The sequence below is a fragment of the Aquimonas sp. genome (assembly GCF_044377145.1).
GTDB lineage: Bacteria > Pseudomonadota > Gammaproteobacteria > Xanthomonadales > Xanthomonadaceae > Aquimonas.
On sequence record NZ_JBILJQ010000007.1, the window covers coordinates 1 to 24,558 of the forward strand.

General features: G+C 68.4%; 15 protein-coding genes. 9 read left to right on the plus strand and 6 right to left on the minus strand.

Going from position 1 to position 24,558, the window contains the following annotated elements:
• From ACIQ7H_RS03725 to ACIQ7H_RS03740, 4 genes are all read right to left on the minus strand, one after another.
• Positions 1 to 193, minus strand: a 193-nt coding sequence (locus ACIQ7H_RS03725; protein WP_395788529.1) for a hypothetical protein, incomplete at its 3' end; no start/stop codon positions are given.
• A 29-nt stretch (positions 194 to 222) separates the two neighbouring features.
• Positions 223 to 1,992 (minus strand): S8 family serine peptidase, encoded by a 1,770-nt coding sequence (locus tag ACIQ7H_RS03730; protein WP_395788531.1) that lies wholly within the window; start codon positions 1,990 to 1,992, stop codon positions 223 to 225.
• Positions 1,993 to 2,284: 292 nt separating this feature from the next.
• Entirely contained in the window at positions 2,285 to 2,872 is a 588-nt protein-coding gene (locus ACIQ7H_RS03735; protein WP_395788533.1) for a uracil-DNA glycosylase family protein, read from the minus strand.
• Entirely contained in the window at positions 2,869 to 4,287 is a 1,419-nt protein-coding gene (locus tag ACIQ7H_RS03740) for an FAD-binding oxidoreductase (RefSeq protein ID WP_395788535.1), read from the minus strand. Before ACIQ7H_RS03740 ends, ACIQ7H_RS03735 begins: the two co-directional genes overlap by 4 nt.
• A gap of 172 nt (positions 4,288 to 4,459) precedes the next feature.
• Between ACIQ7H_RS03740 and ACIQ7H_RS03745 the strand changes: the two genes are divergently transcribed.
• Positions 4,460 to 5,152 carry a response regulator transcription factor gene (locus ACIQ7H_RS03745; RefSeq protein ID WP_395788537.1) on the plus strand — a complete coding sequence of 231 codons (693 nt, stop codon included), beginning with the start codon at positions 4,460 to 4,462 and terminating at the stop codon, positions 5,150 to 5,152.
• Entirely contained in the window at positions 5,118 to 6,431 is a 1,314-nt protein-coding gene (locus tag ACIQ7H_RS03750; RefSeq protein WP_395788539.1) for a sensor histidine kinase, read from the plus strand. Before ACIQ7H_RS03745 ends, ACIQ7H_RS03750 begins: the two co-directional genes overlap by 35 nt.
• A gap of 53 nt (positions 6,432 to 6,484) precedes the next feature.
• Here ACIQ7H_RS03750 and ACIQ7H_RS03755 read toward each other — a convergent pair whose 3' ends face one another.
• Together ACIQ7H_RS03755 and ACIQ7H_RS03760 are read right to left on the minus strand one after the other, a co-directional pair.
• The gene (locus tag ACIQ7H_RS03755; protein WP_395788541.1) at positions 6,485 to 8,656 is read right to left on the minus strand and encodes a molybdopterin cofactor-binding domain-containing protein; all 2,172 of its coding nucleotides are present in this window, start codon (positions 8,654 to 8,656) and stop codon (positions 6,485 to 6,487) included.
• Positions 8,656 to 9,117, minus strand: a complete 462-nt coding sequence (locus tag ACIQ7H_RS03760; RefSeq protein WP_395788542.1) for a (2Fe-2S)-binding protein — start codon at positions 9,115 to 9,117, stop codon at positions 8,656 to 8,658. Before ACIQ7H_RS03760 ends, ACIQ7H_RS03755 begins: the two co-directional genes overlap by 1 nt.
• Positions 9,118 to 9,446: 329 nt before the next feature.
• Here ACIQ7H_RS03760 and ACIQ7H_RS03765 point away from each other — a divergent pair, with 329 nt between their 5' ends.
• The 7 genes from ACIQ7H_RS03765 (at position 9,447) to ACIQ7H_RS03795 (ending at position 24,462) form a co-directional block, all read left to right on the plus strand.
• The gene (locus ACIQ7H_RS03765; RefSeq protein WP_395788544.1) at positions 9,447 to 11,852 is read left to right on the plus strand and encodes an ABC transporter permease; all 2,406 of its coding nucleotides are present in this window, start codon (positions 9,447 to 9,449) and stop codon (positions 11,850 to 11,852) included.
• 287 nt (positions 11,853 to 12,139) lie between these two features.
• The gene (locus tag ACIQ7H_RS03770; RefSeq protein WP_395788546.1) at positions 12,140 to 13,390 is read left to right on the plus strand and encodes an efflux RND transporter periplasmic adaptor subunit; all 1,251 of its coding nucleotides are present in this window, start codon (positions 12,140 to 12,142) and stop codon (positions 13,388 to 13,390) included.
• Positions 13,391 to 13,652: 262 nt separating this feature from the next.
• On the plus strand, positions 13,653 to 14,423 hold the full coding sequence (locus ACIQ7H_RS03775; RefSeq protein ID WP_395788547.1) for an ABC transporter ATP-binding protein: 771 nt from the start codon (positions 13,653 to 13,655) through the stop codon (positions 14,421 to 14,423).
• 144 nt (positions 14,424 to 14,567) lie between these two features.
• The gene (locus tag ACIQ7H_RS03780) at positions 14,568 to 16,994 is read left to right on the plus strand and encodes an ABC transporter permease (RefSeq protein WP_395788549.1); all 2,427 of its coding nucleotides are present in this window, start codon (positions 14,568 to 14,570) and stop codon (positions 16,992 to 16,994) included.
• Between the two features lie 37 nt (positions 16,995 to 17,031).
• A complete protein-coding gene (locus ACIQ7H_RS03785; protein WP_395788550.1) occupies positions 17,032 to 19,500 on the plus strand; it encodes an ABC transporter permease in 2,469 nt (822 codons plus the stop codon).
• Positions 19,501 to 19,537: 37 nt separating this feature from the next.
• Complete coding sequence (locus tag ACIQ7H_RS03790; RefSeq protein ID WP_395788552.1) at positions 19,538 to 21,988, plus strand: ABC transporter permease; 2,451 nt, start codon at positions 19,538 to 19,540, stop codon at positions 21,986 to 21,988.
• 68 nt (positions 21,989 to 22,056) lie between these two features.
• Positions 22,057 to 24,462, plus strand: a complete 2,406-nt coding sequence (locus tag ACIQ7H_RS03795; protein WP_395788554.1) for an ADOP family duplicated permease — start codon at positions 22,057 to 22,059, stop codon at positions 24,460 to 24,462.
• Positions 24,463 to 24,558: the final 96 nt, after the last annotated feature.

Below are 24,558 nucleotides of genomic sequence, written 5' to 3' on the forward strand. Positions count from 1 at the left end.
GACTGCCGACCACGCGCAACCGCGACATCGACAGCTTGCTGCCGATCGAGGGCTGGGCGCCGATCTGCAACTGAGGCTCAGCACGGCGAGTGGGGAAGCGGTAGGTGGCTTGGGCGGACGCATACGCCAAACCACGCGGAGCCATCGGCCGACGCTTGCGCACCAATGAAAAGGGCGATGGACTTTCGTCCATCGCCCTTGATTCATAGCTTGCTTCAAGCCTTACGGGCGGCGCATCCAGAAGCTGTAGCTGCCCGAGCCGCTGTAGGAGTAGACCCTCCAGCGGTAGTAGCCGGCGGTACCGCTATAGGTCACGGTCTCGCTGGAGGTGCTGCCAGTGCCGGAGGCCACATTGGCCCAGCTGGAGCCGTTCCACTTCTGCAGGGCCAGGTCGAAGTCCGAGCCTGCGGCGGGGCCACGCAGCCAGCCGCTGTGGGCACCGCTGGCGGTCGAGTAGTAGTAGGTGCCGCCGGGCACGAACTGCTGTGCGCCGGTGCCGGTCAGGGTGCCGGTGTAGGCCTCGCAGTTGGTGCAGGGAGCGGTACCGCCGCCACCACCGGTGGTGACCGTCACCGACTGGGTGCGGCTGTTGGCCTGGTTGGCGGTGTCACGCACCGTCAGCACCACCGAGTACGTGCCTGCGGCCGCATAGGTGCGGCTGGTGGTAGCGCCGGTGCCGGTGCTGCCGTCGCCAAAGGCCCAGCTGTAGCTGCTGACGCCGTTGTCGTCGGTTGAGCCGGTGCCGTTGAAGCTGCAGGTCAGGGTGGTGCAGCTGAAAGTGAAGTTCGCCACCGGCGGATTGTCGATCGGCGTGGTGCCGCCACCGAAGATCGAGTACAGCAGGCGGTTGGGCGAACCCGCACCGGCGCCGGTGACCTTGTTTGGCGTGGAGTTGTTGAAGATCGCGGTGGCGACCTGAGCCGGGGTGGCGGTCGGGTTGTTGGCGAGATACAGCGCGGCCACGCCCGCCACATGCGGCGACGCCATCGAGGTGCCGCTGATGGTGTTGGTGGCGGTGGTGCTGGTGAACCAGGCCGAAGTGATGTTCGAGCCAGGTGCGTAGATGTCGAGGCAGGTGCCGAAGTTCGAGAACGACGAGCGTGCATCGGTATTGGTGGTCGAGCCGACCGTGATCGCCAGCGGAGCGCGCGCCGGCGAGTAGCTGCAGGCGTTGCCGTTGTCATTGCCCGCCGCGACCACCACCACCACACCGGCGTTGTGCATGGCGGTGACTGCGTTGTCGGTTGCGGTTGAAGCGCCGCCGCCGAGGCTCATATTGGCCACGGCCGGCTTGATGTGATTGGCAGCCACCCAGTCCATACCGGCGATCACGCCGGCATTCGTGCCCGAGCCATTGCAGCCCAGTACGCGCACCGGGAACACCCGGGCGCCTTTGGCGATACCGTGCGTGCTGCCGGCGACGGTGCCGGCCACATGGGTGCCGTGGCCGTTGCAGTCGCTGGTGCCGCGGCCGTCGTTGATTGCGGTGTAGCCGGTGCCCATGCGCCCGCTGAACTGGGCGTGGGTGTCCAGCACGCCGGTGTCAACGATGTAGGTATTCACGTTGCTGGCAGTGGTGTCATACACGTAGTTGCTGTTCAGCGGCAGGTCGCGCTGATCGGTGCGATCCAGGCCCCAAGTGGCGCCGGTCTGGGTGGCATTGATCGAGACGTAGCCGTCTTCTTCGATGAAGTCAACGCGGCCATCGGCCAGCAGGCGGTCGAGCTGTTTGGCATTGGCCTGCACCACAAAGCCCGGCAGGGCGTGGGTGTAGGCGAACTTGACCTCAAGACCGTACGTGGCGGCCATGTCGACGGCGATCGATGCGACGTCCGGACGCGCGTTGCGCTCGTTGCCGATCCGCACCAGATCCTGCTTCAGGACCACGATGTACTGGCCCGGCACTGCGCGTTCGGCGCGATTGAGCTCGGCAGCGAGGGACACGGTTGGCAGCGCCATGGCGATTGCCAGGGCGGAACAAAGACTCTTCATTACGAAACTCCCCGTTGAATGCAGCTTCTAGGAACCGGCTCGTCCGTGGATTCGGCGATGTCCGGTGCGCTCCGCCTGGGCCTTCGTGTCCTTGAGTTGGCGTCTGTGTCCCCCCGGACATCAGTGCCTGGCGACGGCCATTCGGATCGCGCAGCGGAACGTACGCGTGACTTCCGCCGGGTGTCAATCTGCGACCGCAAAACTGCCCGGTTCGACCCGAATCTGCCTGCTCAATTGTGATGAGCTAAGCGCTTAGGGGCCAAAAACGTGAAGAACAACGCGCTTGCGTGGCTCAGGGCTGCGCGAGCAAATCGCCAATCACATCACGCAATGCCGGGATGACGCTGCTCTCGAACCATGGATTGCTCGCCAGCCACAGCTGGTTGCGCGGACTGGGATGAGGCAGCGGAAAGTAGCGCGGCAGATAGCGCTCGAAGGCGCGCACGGTGTCGGTGAGGGTGCGGCCGCGGCCGGCGCCCAGAAACCCCGCCTGGGCGTAGTGGCCGATCAGCAGGGTCAACTGAACCTTGGGCAGCAGCGGCAGCAGGGGCGGGTGCCAGGTCGGCGCGCACTCCGGCCGCGGTGGCAGGTCACCCGCGCTTCCCTTGCCGGGGTAGCAGAAGCCCATCGGCACGATCGCGATCTCGCGCTCGTCGTAGAAGCGCTCGCGATCCAGGCCCAGCCAGTGGCGCAGGCGGATGCCACTCGAATCGTTCCATGGGATCGCGGAATGGTGCGCTTGGGTTCCCGGTGCCTGGCCGACGATCAGCAGGCGCGCACTGGCCGCCGCGCGCAGCACCGGCCGCGGCTCGAACGGCAGCTGCGATGCGCACAGCCGACAGGCGCGGATGCGGGTCAGCAGGGCGTCGAGTTCAGTCATGCGCGAATGTCAGCCGGCAGCGGGTCAGGCAGCAGCTTGCCCGGATTGAGGATGCCGTGGGGGTCGAACACCTGCTTGATCGCGGCCATCAGCGTGAGCGTGTGCGGGTCGATCGCCTGGCGCATGAAGGGCCGCTTGGCCAGCCCGATGCCGTGCTCGCCGGACAAGGTGCCGTCGAGCCCGATCACGATCTCGAACAGTTCGGCCAGACAGGCCTGCGCTGCCGAATCGCGGCCGGGCTCGGCCGGGTCGTACATCAGATTGACGTGGATATTGCCGTTGCCTGCGTGGCCGAAGTTGACGATGCGGATGCCGTGACGCGCGCCGAGCTTCGACACGCGCGCGATCAGCTCGGGCAGGCGCGAGACCGGCACCACCACGTCTTCATTGATCTTCTTCGGAGCCAGCGATCGCAGCGCGGGCGACAGCGCCTTGCGCGCCGCCCAAAGCGCGGCGCTGTCTTCCGGCCGCTGCGCGCGCAGGCAATCCAGCAGGCCCGCGCCCTGAGCAGCGCGCTCGATCGCATCGGCGGCGCGCGCCATCGAGTCCGGATCGGCATCGACTTCGACCATCAGCAATGCCTGCCCCGGCGGCAGATCGAGGCCATTGCGGCGCACCAAGGCCAAGGCTTCGGCGTCCATGAACTCCAGCGCACAGGGCGTGATCGGCTGCGCCATGATCCGCGCCACCGCTGATGCCGCGCTCTCGATGTCGGCATACAGCAGACGCAGGCCGCAGCGGGCCGGCTGCAGCGGCACCAGCTTCAGCGTGGCCTCGGTAATCAGGGCCAGGGTGCCCTCCGAGCCGACCAGCAGTCGGGCCAGATCGAAGCCCACCGCGCCCTTGCTGGTGGGCGCGCCGCAGCGGAAACCGCGCCCGCGGCCATCGACCGCGCGCAGCGCCAGCAGATTGTCGCGACAGGCGCCATACTTCACCGCGCGCGGGCCGCCGGCATTGCAGGCCAGGTTGCCGCCGATGGTCGAGAACGGTGCGGAGGTCGGGTCCGGCGGCCAGAAGAACCCGCGCTCGGCCAGCGCCTGCTGCAGTTCGCCGTTGAGCACGCCGGGTTCGACCACGGCATATCGGTCGGCGACATTGATCTGCAGGATCCGGCGCATGCGCTCGAACGACACCACTACACCGCCAGCGATCGGCACGCTGGCACCGGTGGTATTGGTGCCGCGGCCGCGGGCGGTGACCGCAAGCGCGTGTTCGGCGCAGATCGCCAGTACCGCCTCGACCTGGGCATGCGTGCCCGGCAGCACCACCGCCAGCGGCAGTGCCTGGCGCTTGGAGTTGTCGTAGCTGTAAGCGATGCGGCTGGCGTCGTCGTCGTAGAGGCCATCCGTGCCCAGCGACGCCAGCAGGGCGAGGCGAGCAGAAGCAGGCAGCGAGGATTCATCCGGGGCATTCATCGGCCAAGTGTAGACAGCCGGGCTGCACACCGGCGTGCGCGGGTTGGCGACGCGTGCTGGCTGAACGTGGCCCGCCGCGCAGCCCACACCGCCCGCCTGCAAACCGTTACCCTTGCCCCCTGCCGCACGCGGCGCGTGCGCCGCTAGACCTGCCTGACTTTCCGGATACCCGATGCGCATCCTGGTGATCGAAGACAACACCGATATCGCCGCCAACCTGGGCGACTATCTGGAAGACCGCGGGCACATCGTCGATTTCGCCGCCGACGGCGTCACTGGCCTGCATCTGGCCGTGGTGAATGAATTCGACGCGATTGTGCTGGACCTGAACTTGCCGGGCATGGACGGGCTGGAGGTCTGCCGCAAGCTGCGCACCGATGCACGCCGGCAGACACCGGTGCTGATGCTGACCGCGCGCGATGCGCTGGAACAGAAACTGGCTGGCTTCGAGAGCGGCGCCGACGATTACCTGGTGAAACCCTTCGCGCTGCAGGAAGTCGAAGCCCGCCTCACCGTGCTGGCGCGCCGCGGCAAGGGCCAGCAGCCGCGTGTGCTGGAGGTCTCCGACCTGCGCTTCAACCTCGATACGCTGGAAGTCAGCCGTCAGGGCCGCGCGGTGAACTTGAACCCGACCGCGCTGAAGATCCTGCAGTGCCTGATGGAGTCCAGCCCCTCGGTGGTGACCCGGCAGGAACTCGAAACCCGGGTCTGGGGCGAGGAGCTGCCCGACAGCGATTCGCTGCGCGTCCACATTCACGGCCTGCGCGCCGCGCTGGACAAGCCTTTCGACAAGCCGCTGATCCACACGCGGCACGGAATCGGATACCGACTTGCCGACACAGAAGCAGTTCAGACGCCGGCTTAGAAGCCGGATCATCATCTCCTTCCTGATCCTCGGCAGCGGCCTGACCGCGCTGTTTGCCGTGGCGACGGTCGGCCTGCGCGCGCGGCTTGAGAATCAGCTGGTCGACGACTGGCTGCAGAGCGAGGCGCAGAACTTCGTCGAGTTCAAGCGGCTCAATCCTGCGCCCGACGCGCAGTTCCAGTTCTATCGTCAGATTGAGCTGCTGGTGGTGCGCAGCAACCGCAACGAGAGTGTTCCTTTCACTTGGCGCGAACTGCCCGAGGGTGTACACGAAGTCCTTGAAGCCGACCCCGACGGCAAGCTGACCGAGTACAAGCTGGCGGTGCACCGGGCCTCCGACCTGGTCGGTTTCCTGCGCTATGACTACTCGAAAGAAGCGCTCGGTCAACGTCAGTTGATCATCGCCTTGATCGGCACCGTTGCCCTGTTCTCGGTGTTCGCCGGCCTGATCGGGCTGTGGTCCTCGCGGCGGGTGATGCAGCCGGTGGCCGATCTTGCCAAGCGCATCGAAGGATTCTCCAGCGGCTCCAAGCCCGAGAAGCTGGCGCCGTACTTCGCAGATGACGAGGTCGGCCAGCTGGCCAGCGCCCTGGATGACTACGCCGAGCAGCTGACCGAGCGGGTCACCCGCGATCGCGAGTTCAATGCCGATGTCAGCCATGAGCTGCGCACGCCGCTTGCGGTGATCCGCGGCGCGGTCGAATTGATGCAGACCCAGGCCGACATCAGCCCCAAGACCCAGCAGCGCCTGCAGCGCATCGAACGTGCGGTGCAGCAGTGCACCGACCTCACCACGGCCTTGTTGATGCTCTCGCGCGGCGAACGCGGCAGCGGCGCCACCGATGTGCGCAAGCTGGCCGAACAGCTGGCCGAGGCCAACCGCGTCAACATCGGCGCCAAGCCGATCCAGGTCATCGTCGAAGGCCAGCATGGCGTGCTGGTCGACGCCCCGGAAGCGATCGTCGCGGTCGCGCTAGGCAACTTGATCGTCAACGCCTTCAAGTACACCCGCGAAGGCGAGATCCGCATCAGCGTGCTCGGCGACCGGGTCGAAGTGCGCGACACCGGCCCCGGCATCGAGGCCGACGAGGCCGCGCGCCTGTTCGACCGCGGCTTCCGCGGCACCAGCTCGGAAGGCAGCAAGGGCGGCGGCATTGGCCTGGCGATCGTTCTGCGGCTGTGCGAACTCTACGACTGGCGCGTTCGCCTGGCCCCGCGCGAGGACACCCGCGGCGCGATCGCGACGCTGGAGTTTGCGGCGTATATGCGGCGGGGATGATCCGGGGAGGCCGGCATCTGCCGCCGGCACCTGCGCCGCTTCATCCGTGATGCTCAGGCATCCGACCCGAACGGCAACCGCGTCGTCGCCTTCCCCGTCAGCGACAGCAGCGCGTTCGCCACCGCCGGCGCGATCGGCGGCGTGCCGGGTTCGCCGGCGCCGCCGGGGTCGGCCTGGCTCTCGACCAGATGCACTTCGACCTCCGGCATCTCGCGCTGACGCAGCAGCGGGTAGTCGTGGAAGTTGCTCTGCTGCACGCGGCCGTCCTTGAAGCTGATCTGCTGGTGCAGGGCGGCGGCCAGCCCGAACACGATGCCGCCTTCGATCTGGCTTTTCGCATGCAGCGGATTGACCACGCGGCCCATGTCGACCGCGGCCACCACGCGGTGCACGCGCGGGCGGCCGTTCTCGATCGAGACCTCGGCGACTTCGGCGACCACGCTGCCGAAGCTGGCGTGGATGGCGATGCCGCGAGCGCGGCCCTCGGGCAGTTCACTGCCCCAGCCGCTGCGTTCGGCGGCCAGCTCCAGCACGCGTAGCCACTGTGCATTGCTACTGAGCAGACGGCGCCGGTACTCGACCGGATCGATGCCGGCTTGGCGGGCAGCGAGGTCGATCATGTGTTCGGCGGCCAGCGCGGTATGGGTGTGGCCGACCGAGCGCCACCACAGCACCGGCACCCCGACCGGCGCCAGATGGCATTCGACCTGGAAGTTGGGGATGGCGTAGGGCAGGTCGGCGGCGCCCTCGACCACGGTGTTGTCGACCCCATCGCGCACCGCCATCGCCTCGAACGGCGTTCCCTGCATGATTGACTGCGCGACCACGCGCTGATGCCAGGCCTGCGGTAGACCGTTCTCATCCAGACGCACCCGCAGGCGGTGATAGGCGCGCGGGCGATACCAGCCGCCGCGGGTATCGTCCTCGCGTGTCCACACGGTTTTGATCGGCAAACCTTCGCCCTTGGCCACGTGCGCGGCCAGCACCACGAAGTCGGAGCTGGGATTGGCGCGGCGGCCGAAGCCGCCGCCGAGCAGCAGGTTGTGCAGGCTGACTTTGTTCTCGTCCAGACCAAGAACCGCCCCGGCGCGGGCGCGGTCGGCGCCCTGCATCTGGGTTCCAGTCCAGACTTCGGCGCTGTCGTCGCGGTGGTGCACGGTGGCGTTCAAGGGTTCCATCGCGGCGTGGGCGAGGTAGGGCAGGTCGAGATCAAGGGCGATGATCTCGGCCTCTTCGTCCAGCGCCAGCGTGGGCAGGCCGCGGGTGGTGGCCACCGCGCCAGCGGTTTCAGCCAGCGCGGCGTACTCGCGGCCCTGCGCATCGCTGTCGAGGCTGGCCAGTGCGCCGAGGTCCCAGTCGAGCTTCAGTGCTTCACGGCCCTGGCGCGCGGCCCAGAAATGATCGGCGATCACGGCCACGCCTTCCGGCACACGTTTGACCTTGCGTACGCCGGCGATCATCAGGGCTGCGCTGTCGTCGACCGACTTGAGCGTGGCACCGAACACCGGTGGCCGCGCGACCACCGCGGTCAGCATCCCTTCCAACTGCACGTCGATGCCGAACTCCGCGCGGCCGGTGACCTTGTCGGGGCCTTCCTGGCGGCGCCGATCGCGGCCGATGTAGCGGAAGTTCTCCGGCGACTTCAGCACGATCACGGCCGGGTCAGGCGCGGGCAGGGCGGCTGCGGCGGCGACCAGTTCACCATAGCCGAGCCGTCGTCCGCTCTCGCCGTGGATGACCTCACCGTTCTCGGTGCGCAGCGATTCACGCGGCACTTCGAGCCGCAGCGCGGCTGCTTCAAGCAGCTGATGACGGGCCTCGGCGCCGGCGCGGCGCAGCGGCTCGAACAGGCCACGCACCGAACTCGACCCACCGGTGACCTGGCTGCCGAACCAGGGATGGTTGAAGGCCGGATCGGCGCCGACCCCCTTGACGATCACGCTGTCCAGATCGACATCGAGCTCCTCGGCCACCAGCATCGGCAGCGAGGTGCGCACGCCCTGGCCCATCTCGGCCTGGGCAACGAACAGGGTGACCTGGCCCTGGGCATCGATCTGCACGAAGGCATTCGGCTTGAACACGCTGGCGACCTCGGCAGCGGCCTCAGTGCCGACCCCTGCGGCCTGTGCCAGCGGCGCAAGCCCAGGGATGTGCAGGGCGATCACAAAGCCGCCGGCGCTGAGTCCGACCGCCTGCAGAAAACCACGACGTGAGAGGGCGTCCATCAGCCGCCCGCCTTCAGTTTGGTCGCCGCCAAACGCACCGCGTTGCGCACCTGCGAGTACGTGCCACAGCGGCACAGATGCGGGTCCATCGCCTCGACAATCTGGGCGTCGGTGGGCTCGGGCGTGCGCTGCAGAAACGCCAGCGCGCCCATGATCTGGCCCGACTGGCAGTAGCCGCACTGCGCCACGTCGGCTTCGATCCAGGCCTGCTGCAGCGGATGGCTGCCGTCGTCCGACAGGCCTTCAATGGTCAGCACCGCGCGCTCGCCAACTGCCGACAGCGGCGTCACGCAGGCGCGCACCGCGACACCATCGAGGTGCACCGTGCAGGCGCCACAGACCGCCATGCCGCAGCCGTACTTGCTGCCGGTGAGGCCCAGGCCATCGCGCAATGCCCACAGCAGCGGAGTGTCGGGCGGAAGGTCGATGCTGCGCTCGCTGCCGTTGACCGTGATCTTCATCGCGCCGCCCCTGCAAGTTCCGATGGTCGAAGGAGCCTACGCCTGCGTTCGCGGCTGGGCCAGCACCGTCCACAAGCGGGCAGGGCTGCTCATACGGGCTGTTCCTTTGCGACCGCGTCGCCAAACGGGGGCGTCACAGGCTGTCCAGAAATGGACTGAGTTCCAGATTCTGACCGGCGTCGAAAGCCGAGCACGCGGACGCTTGGTGCATCGATCACTGGCAGCCGGCTCCAGCCCAACCGACGCGCTGAAGCCGCACCCGAGCCCGCAGCCGTGTGATTGCCTCGGGTAGGCTGTCCTACCCCATCTCAACTCGGAAAGGACTCCGCATGCCTCCACAAAAGCTGTTCGCGAGCCTTGCACTCAGCCTGCGCGGCGCACTCTGGCAAAGCGCTCGCAGCCTGCGCGTGCAGCGTCGTGACTGGGCGCTGTGGGTCCTGTTGATCGGCATCGGTTGCGCGGTCGCCAGCCTCGGTGTGCAGCTGCTGCGAACGGTGCTGCTGGCGCCGCTGCCATACCCGCAGGCCGAGCAGCTGGTGCGGATTCGCGAATCCAGCCCACCCAGCTTTCAGGGCTTTCAGGTCAGCCTGGCGCGCTTCGCCTACTGGCAGCAGCAGGCAAAGAGCTTTTCGGCGATGGCGCAGTACCGGACGACCGGCGTTAGCCTGGGTTCTGGTGATGGCGCTGAACGGGTCGCCGCGGCGCGGGTGACGCCGGATCTGCTGCAGGTGCTGGGCAGTCAGCTGTCGTGGGGATCGGGCTTTGCGGACGAAGACACGCCGCAGGTGTTAATCAGCGATCGCGTGTGGCGCACCCAGCTGCAGAGTGACACTCGTCGGCTGTTGCAGCCGCTGTGGGTGGAAGGTGAGCGGCACCAGATCGCTGGCGTGCTGCCTGCAGGCTTCGACTTCCCCGAGGCCGGAGCCGAGCTGTTGCTGCGCTGGCAGCCCGATGCGCGCGAACTGGCCGGCGTCGGCGGCAATCGCGCTCATGTGATCGCGCGTCTCAAGCCCAGTACGGATGCCGCCGCCGCACTGGCAGAAATCACTGCCTTGGCCCAGCAGTTCGAACTTCAGTATCCAAAAATGCGGCCCTGGCAGCCGGAGATCGGCATGCACGCTGAAGATCTGGTGGCTCCGCAGCGGCCCGCTCTGTTGATGCTGACGGTGGTGATCGTGCTGTTGATCCTGAGCCTGCTCGGTGCACTGGCGGCTCTGGCTTTGCTGCGGGCGGCAGCGCAAGGATCCGATAGCGCATTGAAGTCGGCCCTGGGCGCCACCGCCGCGCAGCTGCGCCTGCAGGGTCTATTCGAAGTGCTGCTGCCCGGTCTGCTGGGCGGCGCGCTCGGACTTGTGCTGGCAACGCTGGGCGCGCCACTGCTGGCGACGCTGGCAGGGCCGTATCTACCGCGCGCGCAGGGGTTCAGCCTGCATGTCGAGAACGCCGTGCTGGGCCTCTTGATGGGGCCGGTCATGGCCGTGCTTGCGGCCCTGCCCTCAATCGGTTGGGCGGCGGCGAGTGCGCCCTCGGCGACAGCGCTGCGTGCGCATCGATCGGTGCCGATGGTGCGTCTGCGCACGGCCCTGATCGGCGCCAAGTTCAGCCTGGCCTTTGTGCTGTTGGCTTCGTCGCTCGCATTGATCGCTGCCAGTGCCCGCACTGCCGCAATCGATCCCGGGTTTGCCACCACCGATCGACAATTCGCCCGCTTCAGCCTGCCGACCCTGCGCTACGCGGATGACGACAGTGTCTACGCCCTGCAGCGGCGCGTGCTGGAAGAGGCCCGTGCGATTCCCGGCGTTGAGTCTGCAAGCTTGAGTCACAGCCTGCCGGTGCTGCGGCACTACCAGCTGTTGGTGGATGTCGAGGACGGTCTGCAGTCGAACTTGGAGGCCGCGCCCTCGGGCAACTATGCGCTGGTCTCCGAGCAACACCTGAAGACCTTGGGCCTGCGCCTGCTGCGCGGGCGCGCGATCGACGCATCGGACCATGCCAATGCGGCGCCGGTGGCCCTGGTCAGTGCCGGGTTCGAGCAGCGCTGGTTTGGCGACGGCGAGGCCTTGGGCAAACGCGTTCGAGTGGTGAACGATCCGGCCTGGCGCGAAGTGGTAGGCGTAGTCGCCGATATCGACCAGCACGGCGCGGGTCTGGACACGGTGCCGCAGCTTTACGGGCCGCTGGCGCAGCGGGCTGAGCGCGATGTGTTTCTGGTGCTGCAGTCCGGGCGCAGCGCGGCCGACCTGCAGAGCGCGCTGCGTGCGCGCCTGCAGACGCTGGACCCGGCCCTGGCGCTGGATCCGCTGCGGCCACTGGCCGAGGTCGAGCCCCTGTCGATCAAGCTCACCCGCATGCTCGCTGCAATGGTGGCTGGCTTTGCCTTGGCGGCGGTGTTGATCGCGCTGCTGGGCCTCTATGCGAGCTTGCGGGTCGCCGTGCTGCAGCGGCAGCGCGAGTTCGGTCTGCGTCGCGCACTGGGCGCCAGCGACCGCGTGCTGCTGGGCGTGATCCTGCGTCCGGCCCTGGGGCTCGCGGTCGGCGGTTGCCTGTTGGGCGTCTGCCTGCAGGTACTGCTGCAACACCTGGGCGCGGGTTGGCTGCAGGGTTTGCCGATGCCAGCACCGCTTCAGCTAGTCACAGTCGCGCTGACCTTGTTGAGTCTGAGCCTGCTCGCCGCCTTGGGGCCCGCGAGCACGGCCCTAAGGGCGCCCTCGATGCAGATGCTGCGGGCGCACTAGCCGCTGGCCTCGCGCTGCGGGTGATTGCTCCGAGCGCGATGGCTGCGCCTGCGGTTCTGTCAATGTCGCGCTGGGCTTTGCGGCCGAGCACGGATTCCCTCCGGCGCCCAATCGCATTGCGCGCCCAGGCCCGACACTGCGTCCGTCCGCAAGCGGAATCGTCCGAAACCGGGCACGAGCTGCTCGCGGCGGCTGTTCGAAAACGGACAGTCGCCCCGCGCAGAACCTGCAAGCCATTGATCCAAAAACGCTTATCGAGTTGGCACGCCGCGTGCTAAAGCCAGTCCATGGACATTCAACGCCTCGATCTCAAACAACAGGCCCGCCGTCGTCGGATCGCGCTAATCGTCGCTGCCGTCGTCGCGCTGGCTGCCCTGGTCGGCTTCGTCAGCCGGCTCGACCCCGCCGCGCCCTCGGTGGCCAAGAGCAGCCTGTGGCTGGATACGGTCAAGCAGGGCGACATGCTGCGCGAAGTGCGCGGGCCCGGCGTGCTGGTGCCGAAGGAGATCCGCTGGATCGCCGCCGAATCCAACGCGCGGGTCGAGCGCATCGTGGTGCGGCCGGGTGCGGTGGTCGAGGCCGATACGGTGATTCTGGAGCTGTCCAATCCCGAGGTGGTCGATCAGCAGCTGTCGGCGGTTTCGGCCTTGACCGCGGCCGAGGCTGACTACACCGCCAAGCAGATGGGCCTGGAAAGCCAGCTGCTGGATCAGCGCGCGGCGCTGGCTGGTATTCGAGCCGACTACGAGGGTGCGCGGCTGCAGGCCGAGGCCGAAACCGAGCTGGCCGGACGCGGCATCATTTCGCGCATCCAGGCGCGCCGCAGCGAGCTGACCTCGGAGCAGCTCAAGCTGCGCGAGGGCATCGAGGTCGAGCGGATCGAGAAGTTCGAGCAGACCCTGCGCGCCCAGCTCGCCGCCGAGCGCGCGCGCATCGAGCAGCTGAAGAACGTGGCCGAACTGCGGCGCCGCCAGGCCGAAGCGCTGAAGGTGCGCGCGGGCATCGCCGGCGTGCTGCAGCAGGTGCCGGTGCAGGAGGGCCAGCAGGTCGCCGCCGGCACCAATCTGGCCCGGGTCGCCAAGCCCGGCGAACTGATGGCCGAGCTGCGCATCAGCGAAACCCAGGTCAAGGACATCCTGCACGGCCAGCAGGTGCGGGTGGATACGCGCAATGGCGTGGTGGCCGGGCAGGTGGTCCGCATCGACCCCGCCGTTCAGAACGGCACCGTGCTGGTCGAAGTCGAGTTCACCGAAGCCTTGCCGGCCAGCGCCCGCCCCGACCTCAGCGTTGATGGCACCATCGAGATCGAACGTCTGCAGAACGTTCTGTACGTCGGCCGACCGGCCTATGGCCAGCCCGAAAGCGAAGTGCGGCTGTTCCGCGTTGACGCCGAAGGCCAGGCCCAGCGCGTGCCCGTGCGCATCGGCCGCGCCTCGGTCAACCTGATTGAAATCCAGCAAGGCCTGGCGCCCGGCGACCAGATCATCCTGTCGGACACCTCGCAGTGGGAGGGGTATGAGCGACTTCGGGTGGATTGAACGCTTAAGCCGGGAATCGGGAATGGGGAATCGGGAATGGTTCGAGCCGGCCTGTTGCAGGCCGCGGCAGTATCGAAGCCGAGGCCGAGTGAAGACCCGCGAGCTTCAAGGCGCCAAGCTTCCCCGATTCCCGACTCTCCATTCCCGACTCCCGGCTTCTGACCGATTCCCGATTCCCCACTCTCGATTCCCGAGTTGAGCAGGGCAGCCATTCAGGCCGCCAACATCACATCACCTAATGAGCCACACGGAAGCCACACCAATGACCACCAAGGCCCTGCTCAACCTCGAAGACATCGCCAAGGTCTTCTACACCGACGAAGTCGAAACCCATGCGTTGGCGGGGGTGCATTTCGCCATCGAGAAGGGTGAGTACGTGTCGATCTCCGGCCCCTCGGGCTGCGGCAAGTCGACCCTGCTGTCGATCCTCGGCCTGCTGGACACCCCGACCTCGGGCAGCTACGAGTTGAATGGCGTTCCGGTGCAGAACATCTCCGCCTCCGAGCGCGCGCGCATCCGCAACAAGGAGATCGGCTTCATCTTCCAGGCCTTCAACCTGATCGGTGATCTGTCGGTGTTCGAGAACGTCGAGCTGCCGCTCACCTACCGCGATGGCGTGTCCAAGGCCGAACGGCGCGATCGCGTGCAGAGCGCGCTGGAGCGGGTCGGCATGGCGCATCGGCTCAAGCACTATCCGGCCCAGCTTTCAGGCGGCCAGCAGCAGCGCGTGGCGGTGGCGCGCGCCCTGGTCGGACAGCCCTCGCTGCTGCTCGCGGATGAGCCGACCGGCAACCTCGACAGCAAGAACGGCGAGGCGGTGATGGCCCTGCTGGATGAGCTGCATCGCGCCGGCTCGACCATCTGCATGGTCACACACGACGCGCGCTACGCCGATTTCGCCCAGCGCAAGATCTGCATGTTCGACGGCCGCATTGTCGACGAGGACACCCTGCACCGGCTGCGTCGCGAGGAAGAAGAGCGGCTGGACGCGCAGATCGCACGCGCCCGTGCCGGTGCACCCGCAGGTGCCTGATCGCTGAGCTGCATCGAGCGCCGCGTTGCGGTTTCAGTGCAGGCGTCAGCGGGCTGTGCCAACAGCCCGCGCGTTTCAAGGAGGCGACATGCAAGGACGCATTCATTCACGGGCTACGCGGCCCGACACCGGAGCCCTCCAGCCATGACTGCAGTTCTGGTCGAACTCAAGCAAAGCCTGCGCAGCCTGCTGCGGCAGCCGGGGTTTCTGTTCACTGCCGTACTCACTCTCGCGCTCGGCATCGGCGCGGTGTCGGCGGTGTTCAGCGTGGTCAACGGCGTGCTGCTCAAGCCGCTGCCGTATCCGCAGGCTGAGCGCATTGTCGAGGTCCGGCGTGTCCAGGAACACTACGGTGGGCCGGTCTCACGACCGCTGTATTTCGATTGGCGCGACGGCACGCGCGAAAGCTTCGAGGCACTCGCCGCGTACATCGGTGGCGTCACCACCCTCACCAGTGCGGAGGGCGCCGAACGACGCACCAGCTACCAGGTGAGCCCGGAGTTCTGGGCGGTGATGGGCCTGCAGCCCGCGCTGGGACGATGGTTCGGCGAGGCGGAAGAGGCCAGCGGAGAACGTGTGGCGGTGTTGTCGTATGCGCTCTGGCAGCAGCGCTTCGGCGGACGCGCCGATGTTGTGGGGCAAACGCTGCAGCTCGATGGCGAGCCCTACAGCGTGGTCGGTGTGGCGCCGGACGCCCTGCGTCTGCCTGAGGGTGCCGAGATCTACCTGCCGACCCATCTGCCGCTGAGCGGCGCAGCGCGTGGCACCAGCTATCTGTTCCTGTTGGGCCGGCTCAGCGAAGGCGTAGCACCCGAACAGGCGGAAGCCCAGCTGGCCGCGGTCAATGCGCGCTTGGCCGAGGCCCATCCCGACGAGCACGTGAAGCTCGGCGCGCGCCTGCAGCCGCTGCGCGAGAGCCTGGGGGCGCGTCTCGAAGAGCCGCTGTGGAGCCTGTTCGCAGCCTCACTGCTGGTGCTGCTGATCGCCTGCGCCAACCTCGCCAACCTGCTGCTGGCCCGCGCCGGCCAACGCAGCGCCGAGCTGGCGGTGCGGGCGGCGCTCGGCGCTGACCGGGGTCGACTGCTGCGCGCGGCACTGGCCGAGGCCTTGATGATCGCCGCGATCGGCGGGGCGGGAGGCCTGTTGATGGCGGCCATCGGCGTGCCCCTGCTGCTGGCCACCGCGCCTGATCTGTTGCCGGCCCAGGCGGAGGCGCGGCTTGACCTCAGCGTGGTGGCGGTGTCGCTTGGATTGAGCGTAGCGACCGTGCTGCTGTTCGCACTGCTGCCGGCGCGTCGAGCAGCGGCCGTGGCACCGGCCGGGAGTTTGCTGGAGGCCGGCCGCGGGCCGGCGGCCAGCCGCAGCGGCAATCGCGCACGACGCGCCCTGGTGGTGGCCGAAGTGGCGCTGGCGGTGACCCTGCTCGCCGGTGCCGGACTGATGATCGAAAGCCTGCGCCGGCTTGGCGCGGTCGACGATGGTGTGCGCACCGAGGGCGTCCTCACTGCCAGCATCGTGCTCAACGTACCGGCAGGCCCGACCGGAGAAGGCTGGGAAGACACCTACCGCCGCCACACTCTGCATATCGCGCCGCGTCTGGACGCCGTGCTGGCCGCGGTTGCGGCGCTGCCGGGTGTGGAGTCGGTAGGCCTGAGCGATGCCCTCCCGCTGTCGGCACGGGACAACTTCAGCTCCTCGGTGCGGGTGATCGGCGTCGAGCCGGCGGGCCGCGAGCCGGGCGCCAACTGGCGCTTCGTCAACCCGGACTACTTCGCTGCGGTGGGGCTTGCGATCGAGCAGGGCCGCGGCATCGAGTCCAGTGATGCACGCGCAGGCGAGATGCCGCAGAACGTGTTGGTCAACCGCAGCTTCGCCCAGCGCTTCATGGGCGAGGGCGATCCGGTCGGCCGCCAGGTGGAGTTCCTGGGCGGGCAGAAGACGGTGGTCGGTGTGGTCGCCGATACCCGCCACTTCGGACCTGAGCGTGAGCCCCCACCGGAGGTCTACATGCACCACCACCAGGCGGTGCAGGAACAGTTTTTCCTCGCCTTGCGGGTGCGCGGCGAGCCACAGGCCTATGCCGAGCAAGTGCGCGCGGCCCTGCATGCGCTCGACCCGACGATGCCGGTGTCCGATCTGCGCCCGTTCGCTGCCCTGGCCGGCGATGGCCAGGCCCTGCGTCGCTTCAACCTGCAGCTGATGGCGGTGTTCAGCGCAGTGGCGCTGGGACTGGCGGCGATCGGCCTGTACGGCGTGATCGCTTTCGGCGTCGAGCAGCGTCGACAGGAGCTCGGCATCCGCATGTCGCTGGGCGCGGATTCGCGCGGCCTGCTGGCGCTGCTGATGCGGCAGAACCTCGGCATGGTCGGGCTCGGTATCGCGTTCGGTCTGGTCGGCGCCCTGCTGCTCGGCCGCGCCTTGGCCTCGCAACTGTTCGGTGTATCGGCCAGTGATCCGCTGGTGTTACTGAGCGTGGTCACCGTGCTGGCGGCGGTGGCGGCGGTGGCCTGTCTGATTCCCGCAATGCGTGCGGTGCGCGCCAGCCCGCTGCACGCCCTGCGCGGCGGTTGATTCCCGATCCTGATCCGCGTCAACCAAGGAACTCCGAATGCTCGCTCATCTGCTCCAGGACCTGCGCTACAGCGTGCGTGGTTTGCTCGCCAAGCCGATGTTTCTGGTGGTGGCCGTGCTCACTCTCGGGCTCGGCATCGGCGCCAACACCGCGATCTTCTCGGTGATGCACAGCCTGCTGCTGCGGCCCCTGCCGTATGCGGACGGTGAGCGTCTGGTCGAGGTGTTCAACCGCTATCCGAACATGAACCTCGAGTACGCCGGCACCTCGATCCCCGACTACCTCGATCGCCGTGCGCAGGCGCCCTCGGTCGAGGACATGGCCCTGTACGCGAGCGCACGTTTTGGACTCAGCGGCGCCTCCGGCACGCCCGAACAGCTGACCGCGCTGCGGGCGACGCCCAGCCTGTTCAGCACGCTCGGCGTGCAGGCGGCGTTGGGGCAGGTGTTCACCGAAGCGCATGCGGAGCCGGGTGCCGATCAGGTCGCGGTGCTGTCGTTCGATCTGTGGCGCAACCGGTTCAATGCGGACCCCGCCCTGATCGGCAGCGAGATCCGTCTGAACGGGCAGAACTTCACCGTGCTGGGGGTAATGCCGGAGCACTTCAGCTTTCCCTATCGGGACCTGCAGCTGTGGGTGCCGTTCGCCTTCACCGAGCAGCAGAAGAGTGATCAGGAACGCGGCAATGAATACTCGGCCAGCATCGCCCGGATCAAACCCGGAACCAGCATCGAAGGGCTGGTCGCCGAGTTCGACACGATCATCTCGCGCAATGCCGATCGCATCTCGAACGTCGGTGGCGAGGAGGGTGCCGGCTTTGCGGCCTTTCTGCGTGCCGGCAACTTCAAGGCCGGCGCGCGCAGCGTGCGCGAGCAGCAGGTCGGTGAGATGCGGCCGGTGCTGATCCTCCTGCAGGCCGCGGTCGGCATGGTGCTGCTGATCGCCTGCGCCAACCTCGCCAACCTGATGCTGATCCGCATGCACGGTCGCCGCAAAGAACTCACCCTGCGCAGTGCGCTGGGTGCCAGCCGTGGCCGGATCGCGCTGCAGGTGCTGGGCGAGGCTCTGCTGCTGGCCCTGCTCGGCGGCGCGGTCGGTGTGCTGGTGGCGGCACTGTGCGTGGAGCTGATGCCGGCGATCGGGCTGCAGCCGCAATCGGGTGGCTACGAGATTCGTCTGGATACCGAAGTGCTGCTGTTCGGCGCGGCGATCAGCGTGGTGGCGGGGCTGTTGGCGACCGCATTGCCGCTGCTGAGTCTGCTGCGCATGGACGTCGGCGAGAGCCTGAAAGAGGGCGGCCGTTCGGGCGCCGGCGGACGTCGCGCTGCGGTCTCCCGGCAGGCGCTGGTGGTGGTGCAGATGGCGCTGGCTACGACCCTGCTGATCGGCGCCGGGCTGCTGCTGCGCAGCTTCCACGCGCTGTCGGAGGAAAGCCCCGGGTTTGCGTCGACCGGCCTGCTGACCGCACGCGTCGATCTGGATGCGCCGCGGTATGCGGAGTCGGCGGCGCGCCAGCTGTTTGTCGAGCAGTCACTGGCGCGGCTGCGGGCGATGCCCGGCGTGCAGCATGTGGCCTTCACTTCGAACCTGCCCTTCAGCAACAGCAATTCCTCGGGTTCGTACAACATCGTCGGCCGCGACAGTGGCGACGGCGAGGCCAGCCCGCACGGCATGCAGCGCGAGATCGCCGGTGACTATTTCGAGGCCCTGCAGATTCCGCTGCTGGCCGGGCGCTATCTCAACGCGGGCGATAGTGCGGAGTCCGAACGCGTGGTGGTGATCGACGAGATCCTGGCCAACAAGTACTTCAACGGTCGCGAGGCGGTCGGCCAGCAGCTGCGCCGCGGCGGCAGCGGTACCGACGCGGCCACCGTGGTTGGCGTGGTCGGCACCATCAAGCACCAGCAGCTGGCCGTCACGGTGAGCAAGGAAACCCTGTACTGGCCGGTCTCCCAGGCAACTCCGCCGTTCGGCAGTTTCGTGCTGCGCGCGGACGTGCCCGCCGAGCAGTTGATTCCGCAGGTGCGCGACGCCCTGCGCGCAGTCGACCCGGAGCAGCCGGTGTACGACATCCGCGGGCTGGACGAGCGGATCGCGCTGTCGCTGAACCATCAGCGCGCGCCGATGCTGCTGCTGGGCGTGTTCGCCGGCGCCTCGATGCTGCTCGCGGCGATCGGCATCTACGGCGTGCTCGCCTACTCGGTCAGCCAGCGGATCGGCGAGCTCGGCGTGCGCATGGCGATCGGTGCCGGCACCCGCGACATCCTCGGCATGGTGCTGGGCCAGGGTGCACGCCTGACCGCGATCGGTCTTGTCGTTGGACTGGTCGGCGCCGCGGTGTTCGGCCAGATCGCCAGCAGCGAACTGTTCGGCGTCAGTGCGGCCGATCCGTTGACCTATGTGGTCGTCAGCCTGTTCCTCTGCGGCGTCGCACTGCTTGCCTGCTACCTGCCGGCGCGCCGCGCCGCCCGCACCGACCCGATGGTCGCGTTGCGCCACCAGTGAACGCCCCGCCATTCCTTATCGCCACTGGGACATCCTCATGACCGGTCCGACCCACGCAGCCTCGCTGCTGTTGTTTGAACTGCGCTACGCCTGGCGCAGCCTGGCGGCCCGGCCGGCGTTCAGCGCGCTGGTGGTGCTGGTGCTGACCGCTGGCCTCGCCTCGGCACTGTCGGTCGCCAGCATGCTGAACACCCTGGTACTGCAACCGCTGCCGTTTGCGGAGAGCGATTCGCTGTATCGCGCCGGCCTGATCGACAACGAGGAGAACCTCGACACCGACCACTTCGATGCGCCGACCGCGCGCGACATCCTCGCCTGGCAGGAAGGTCTGGCGGATCTGGCCGATGTCGGCGCGTACAACAGCCTGACCCTGACCCTGAACCTGAGCTCGGATACCCACAGCGAGCGCTACGCCGGCGGCCGCCTGAGCCCCGAGGTGCTGCCGATTCTGGGCGTGTCGCCCCAGCTCGGGCGCGGGTTCTCGGCCGACGACGCCAAGCGTGGCGCGGCCGGCGTGGTGCTGTTGTCGGATGCCGTCTGGCGGGAACGTTTCGGCGGCCGGGCGGACGTGCTGGGCCAGCAGCTGCGGATCAACTCGCTGCCGACCACCGTGATCGGCGTGATGCCGCCGAACTTCAGCTTTCCGATGCGCGAGCAGCTGTGGGTGCCCGCGCCGTTGGTGGGTGAGGAAAGCAACTACGAGGTGCTGCTGCGGCCGCGACCGGGGGTGACGCCGGCGCAGATGCGCGGTGTGCTGGAGAGCTGGATGGCCAGCGAGCTGGAGCGCGATCCGGTGGTGACGCGCGCACGCGCTCGGGCGATCGGCTTCGATCAGCTGAAGTACCGGTTTGTCGACCGCGGCACCATCAGCCTGTTCGGCGTGATGGCGATCAGCGTGGTGCTGGTGCTGCTGATCGCCTGCGCCAATGTGGCCAATCTGCTGCTGGGCCGACAGCTGGCGCGCGAGCGCGAGCTGGCCCTGCGCACCGCGCTCGGCGCCAGTCGTCTGCGTCTGCTGCTGGCGACCCTGCTGCAGTCCGGCCTGCTCAGTCTGTTTGCCGTTGTGCTGGCCTTGCCGCTGGCCCAGCTCGGCGTGGATGCGGTGATCGCCGATATGCGCAACAGCGCCGATGAGGGCCCGCCGCTGTGGATGCAGTTCGGCATCGACGCCAACCTGATCTGGATCGCGGTCGCGGTCGCCGCGCTGACCGCTGCGGTGAGCGCGCTGCTGCCGGCACTGCATGCCGCCACCCGCCGCGACCTGGCCCTGCGCAGCGGCAATCACGGCGGCGGCAACATGGCCCGCGTCAGCCAGTGGCTGATGGTCGGCCAGGTGGCGTTCTCGCTGGCCCTGCTGATCTCCACCGCCCTGCTGGTGCAGGTAGTGCGCCAGCTGGAGCGCTTCGATCTGGGGCTCGACACCGAGCAGGTCTTGACTGCGCGCGTGGGGCTGGTGCCGCAGCGCTTCGACCGTCCCGAGGAATTGGCCCGCTACGCCGACGATCTGCTGGCGACACTGCGCGCCGATCCGGCCGTGGTTGATGCGGCGGTCAGCAGCTCCTTGCCTGGACTGTTGGGCGGCAATGAGGATGTGCTGCCGTTCGGCGCCCCGATTCCTGAGTCCGGCACCTCCAGCCCCGGCTACAGCGCGGTTGATGCCGGCTTCGTCGAGGCCATGCGCGGGCAGCTGGTCGCCGGTCGGATGTTCACCAGTGGCGACACTGCCGGGTCCGATCCGGTGATGCTGGTCGACGAAACCTTTGTCGAGCAGTTCGGCCTCGGCGAGCGTGCGGTCGGCAGCCGCTTCACCCTGAGCCCGCAGGGCGAATCGCCGCGCACCGTCACCATCGTTGGGGTGCTCCGGCCGATCCAGCTCGACGATATCGACGACCAGCGCGAGGCGTCGATGTTCGTGCCTTTCGCACAGGAGCCGCAGCGCTTCTTCAGCCTGCTGGTGCGCACCCGCGGCGAGCCGATGGCCTATGCCAATCGACTGCGCGAGATCGCGCGCGAGCTGGAGCCCGACAGCCCGCTGTACTGGATGCGCGACTACAGCAACGTGTTGCGCGAGGCCACCATCGGCCAGCGCGTGCTGGCGCGCATGTTCGGCGCCTACGGCGTGATCGCCCTGCTGCTGGCCGCAACCGGCCTGTACGGCGTGGTGGCGCTCAATGTCGGCCGGCGCACGCGTGAGATCGGCATTCGTCGGGCGTTGGGCGCGGCACCGCGCAGCGTGCTCGGCGCGGTGCTGAAGCGGACCCTGCTGCAGGTGCTGCTGGGGCTGACGATTGGCCTGGCGATCGGGTTGCCTTTTGCGCGTCTGCTGCATGCCCAGCTGGGCGCCATCGGCATGGTCGGTGGCGGGCTCAGCGTTGGCGTCTGGCTGCCGGCGCTGCTGGCACTCGGGCTTGCCGCGGCGGTCGCCTGCTGGGTGCCGATGCGGCGTGCGCTGGGCATCGAGCCGACGGTCGCCCTGCGCGAGGACTGAGCCGATGCCTGCGCTGCGCTACCCGTGAGGTCGACCGACCTCCATCCCCCCATCGGAGAACTGCGCACATGCGCATGGATGCACTGAACAGCGCCGCCCGCCGCCTGCTGCGCCGGCCCGCACACAGCGCGCTGGTGGTCGGCGTACTTGGCCTCGGGCTCGGCGCCTTTCTGTTCCTGCTGGCGGTGGTCAACGGCCTGTTGATCCGGCCGCTGCCCTTTCCCGAAGCCGACCGCTTGGTGGCGATGGGCGAGCGCCGCGACAGCGGCGTCGGCGGCATCCACGCCAACGACTACCTGCTGCTGCGCGATGAGCTGCGCAGCTTCGCGCGCATGGGCGTGTACGAAGAGGCCACCGCCAACATCAGCCGCGGCGGCAGCAGCCTGCCGCTGCGCTACGACGGCGCCATGCTCAGCGTCGACGCGCAGCAGTTGATCGGGGTGCAGCCGATCCTGGGCCGCGGCTTCATCGCGGCCGACGATCAGATCGGCGCGCCGGCGGTGCTGCTGCTCGGCGAGCGCGTCTGGCGCGAGGACTTCGGCGCCGATCCTGCGGTGATCGGGCGCGTGCTGAAGCTCGACGGCGAGGCCGCCACCGTGGTCGGCGTGCTGCCGGAGGGTTTCCGTTTTCCGTTCATCGCCGAGGTGTGGATGCCGCGCCGCCTGCGCAGCGACGACCCCTACGGCGTGCAGGTGATCGCCAAGCTCGACGACGGCGTTTCGCTCAGCCAGGCGCGCGTCGAGTTCGAAACGGTGGTCGAGCGGCTGGGGCCTGCGCTGATGGCGCAGCGCGACCAGCGGCCCTTGAGCCTGAAGCCGCTGGTGCTGCGCTTCGTCAACGAACACACCCGCGGCCTGATCGGCCTGATCTTCGTGCCCGGCGCTCTGGTGCTGCTGCTGGCCTGCCTGAATGCCGCCAACCTGCGCCTGGGCCATGCCCTGGCGCGCCAGCAGGAACTGGCGGTGCGCGGCGCGCTGGGCGCCAGCCGCGGCCGTCTGCTGCGCGAGCTGCTGGCCGAGAGCCTGCTGCTGGCGCTCGCAGCCACCGCGATCGGCCTCGTCATCGCCGATGCCGCGGGCCGCTGGCTGCTCGCCGTGTTCGTCGCCAACGAGGACGCGCCGGCCTATTTCGTCAACTTTGGCATCGATGGGCGCATGTTGGCGTTCACCCTGCTCGCGGCCCTGGTGACCGCGTTGGCCTCGGGCCTGTGGCCGGCGCTGCGGGCCTCCAAGCTCGACCTGCAGCAGGGCCTGCGCGCGGGTGGCCGCAGCGGTGCCGATGCTGGCACGGGGCGGGCGGTGCGTGCGCTGGTGGTGGCCGAGATCGCGCTGACCGTGCTGCTGCTGGTCGGCGCCGGCACCTTCCTGCGCGGGCTGGAGCGGGTCTTCGCTTTCGATTTCGGCACCTCCACGCCGCCCACCGAAGTGCTGACGGGTCGCATCGGCCTGCGCGATGCGCGCTACGCCGAAGCGCCCGCGAAGCAGGCCTTCTACCAGTCCCTGATCGAGGATCTGCAAGCCCAGCCCGGCGTGCGTGCGGCCTCGCTGTCCTCGGCCCTGCCGGGCACCATGGCCGGTGCCAGCGAGAGCATCGGCGCCGCCGGTCAGGCCGAGCCCAACGGCGGCTGGCCGCAGGCGCTGGCGGCCCACGTCGATCCCGGCTTCGCCGAGGTCTACGGGCTTGAGCTGCTCGAAGGCCGGATGTTCGACGCCCGCGATACCGCCGACAGCGCGCGCGTGCTGGTGGTGGATGCGCGACTCGCGCAGACCCTGTGGCCCGAGGGCAACGCCGTGGGCCGGACACTGTGGGTAAACCCGCAGCGCGCTGAACCGGATGCCTACACCGTGGTCGGCGTGGTCGCGAGCCTGCATCTCGTCGATGCCGACGACCCGATGCAGCCGACCCTGCTGGCGCCGCTGGCCCAGCATCCGCGCGAGTTCGTCACCGTCGCGATCCGCACCGAGGGCGACGCGCTGGCGTTCGCGCCGCTGCTGGCCGAGCGCGTGCGTCAGCTCGATGCCGATCTGCCGGTGTACTGGCTGCGCACCCAGCAGCGCGCGATCGAGATGGGCCGCATCGGTCCGGTGATCCTGAGCCAGATGTTCAGCGCGATCGGCCTGCTGGGCCTGGTGCTGGCCGCGACGGGGCTGTACGGCGTGCTCGCCCAGGCGGTGCTGGCGCGCTCACGCGAGATCGGCATCCGGCGTGCGATCGGCGCCGATGCGCACAGCGTGCTGCGTCTGGTCGGTGGCGGAGTCGGCCTGCAGCTCGCCATCGGTCTGGCCATGGGCATGGCGCTGGCCCTGCCCTGGTCGGGCATGCTGGCCAGCGAGAATTTCCAGACCCGCGGCGCCGAGCCGGCGGTCTTTCTGGTGGCACTGCTGGTGGTGCTGCTGGCCGCGCTGGGGGCCTTCGCCGGGCCCTTGCTGCGCGCGCTGCGGATCGAGCCGACGGTCGCCCTGCGCGAAGATTGAGCCACTCCGCTGCAGATCGTCTCCCCATTTCGTTTCGAGGCCCGCCACATGTTGATCGCCACTGATTTCCGCTACGCGCTGCGACCTTGCCTGAAT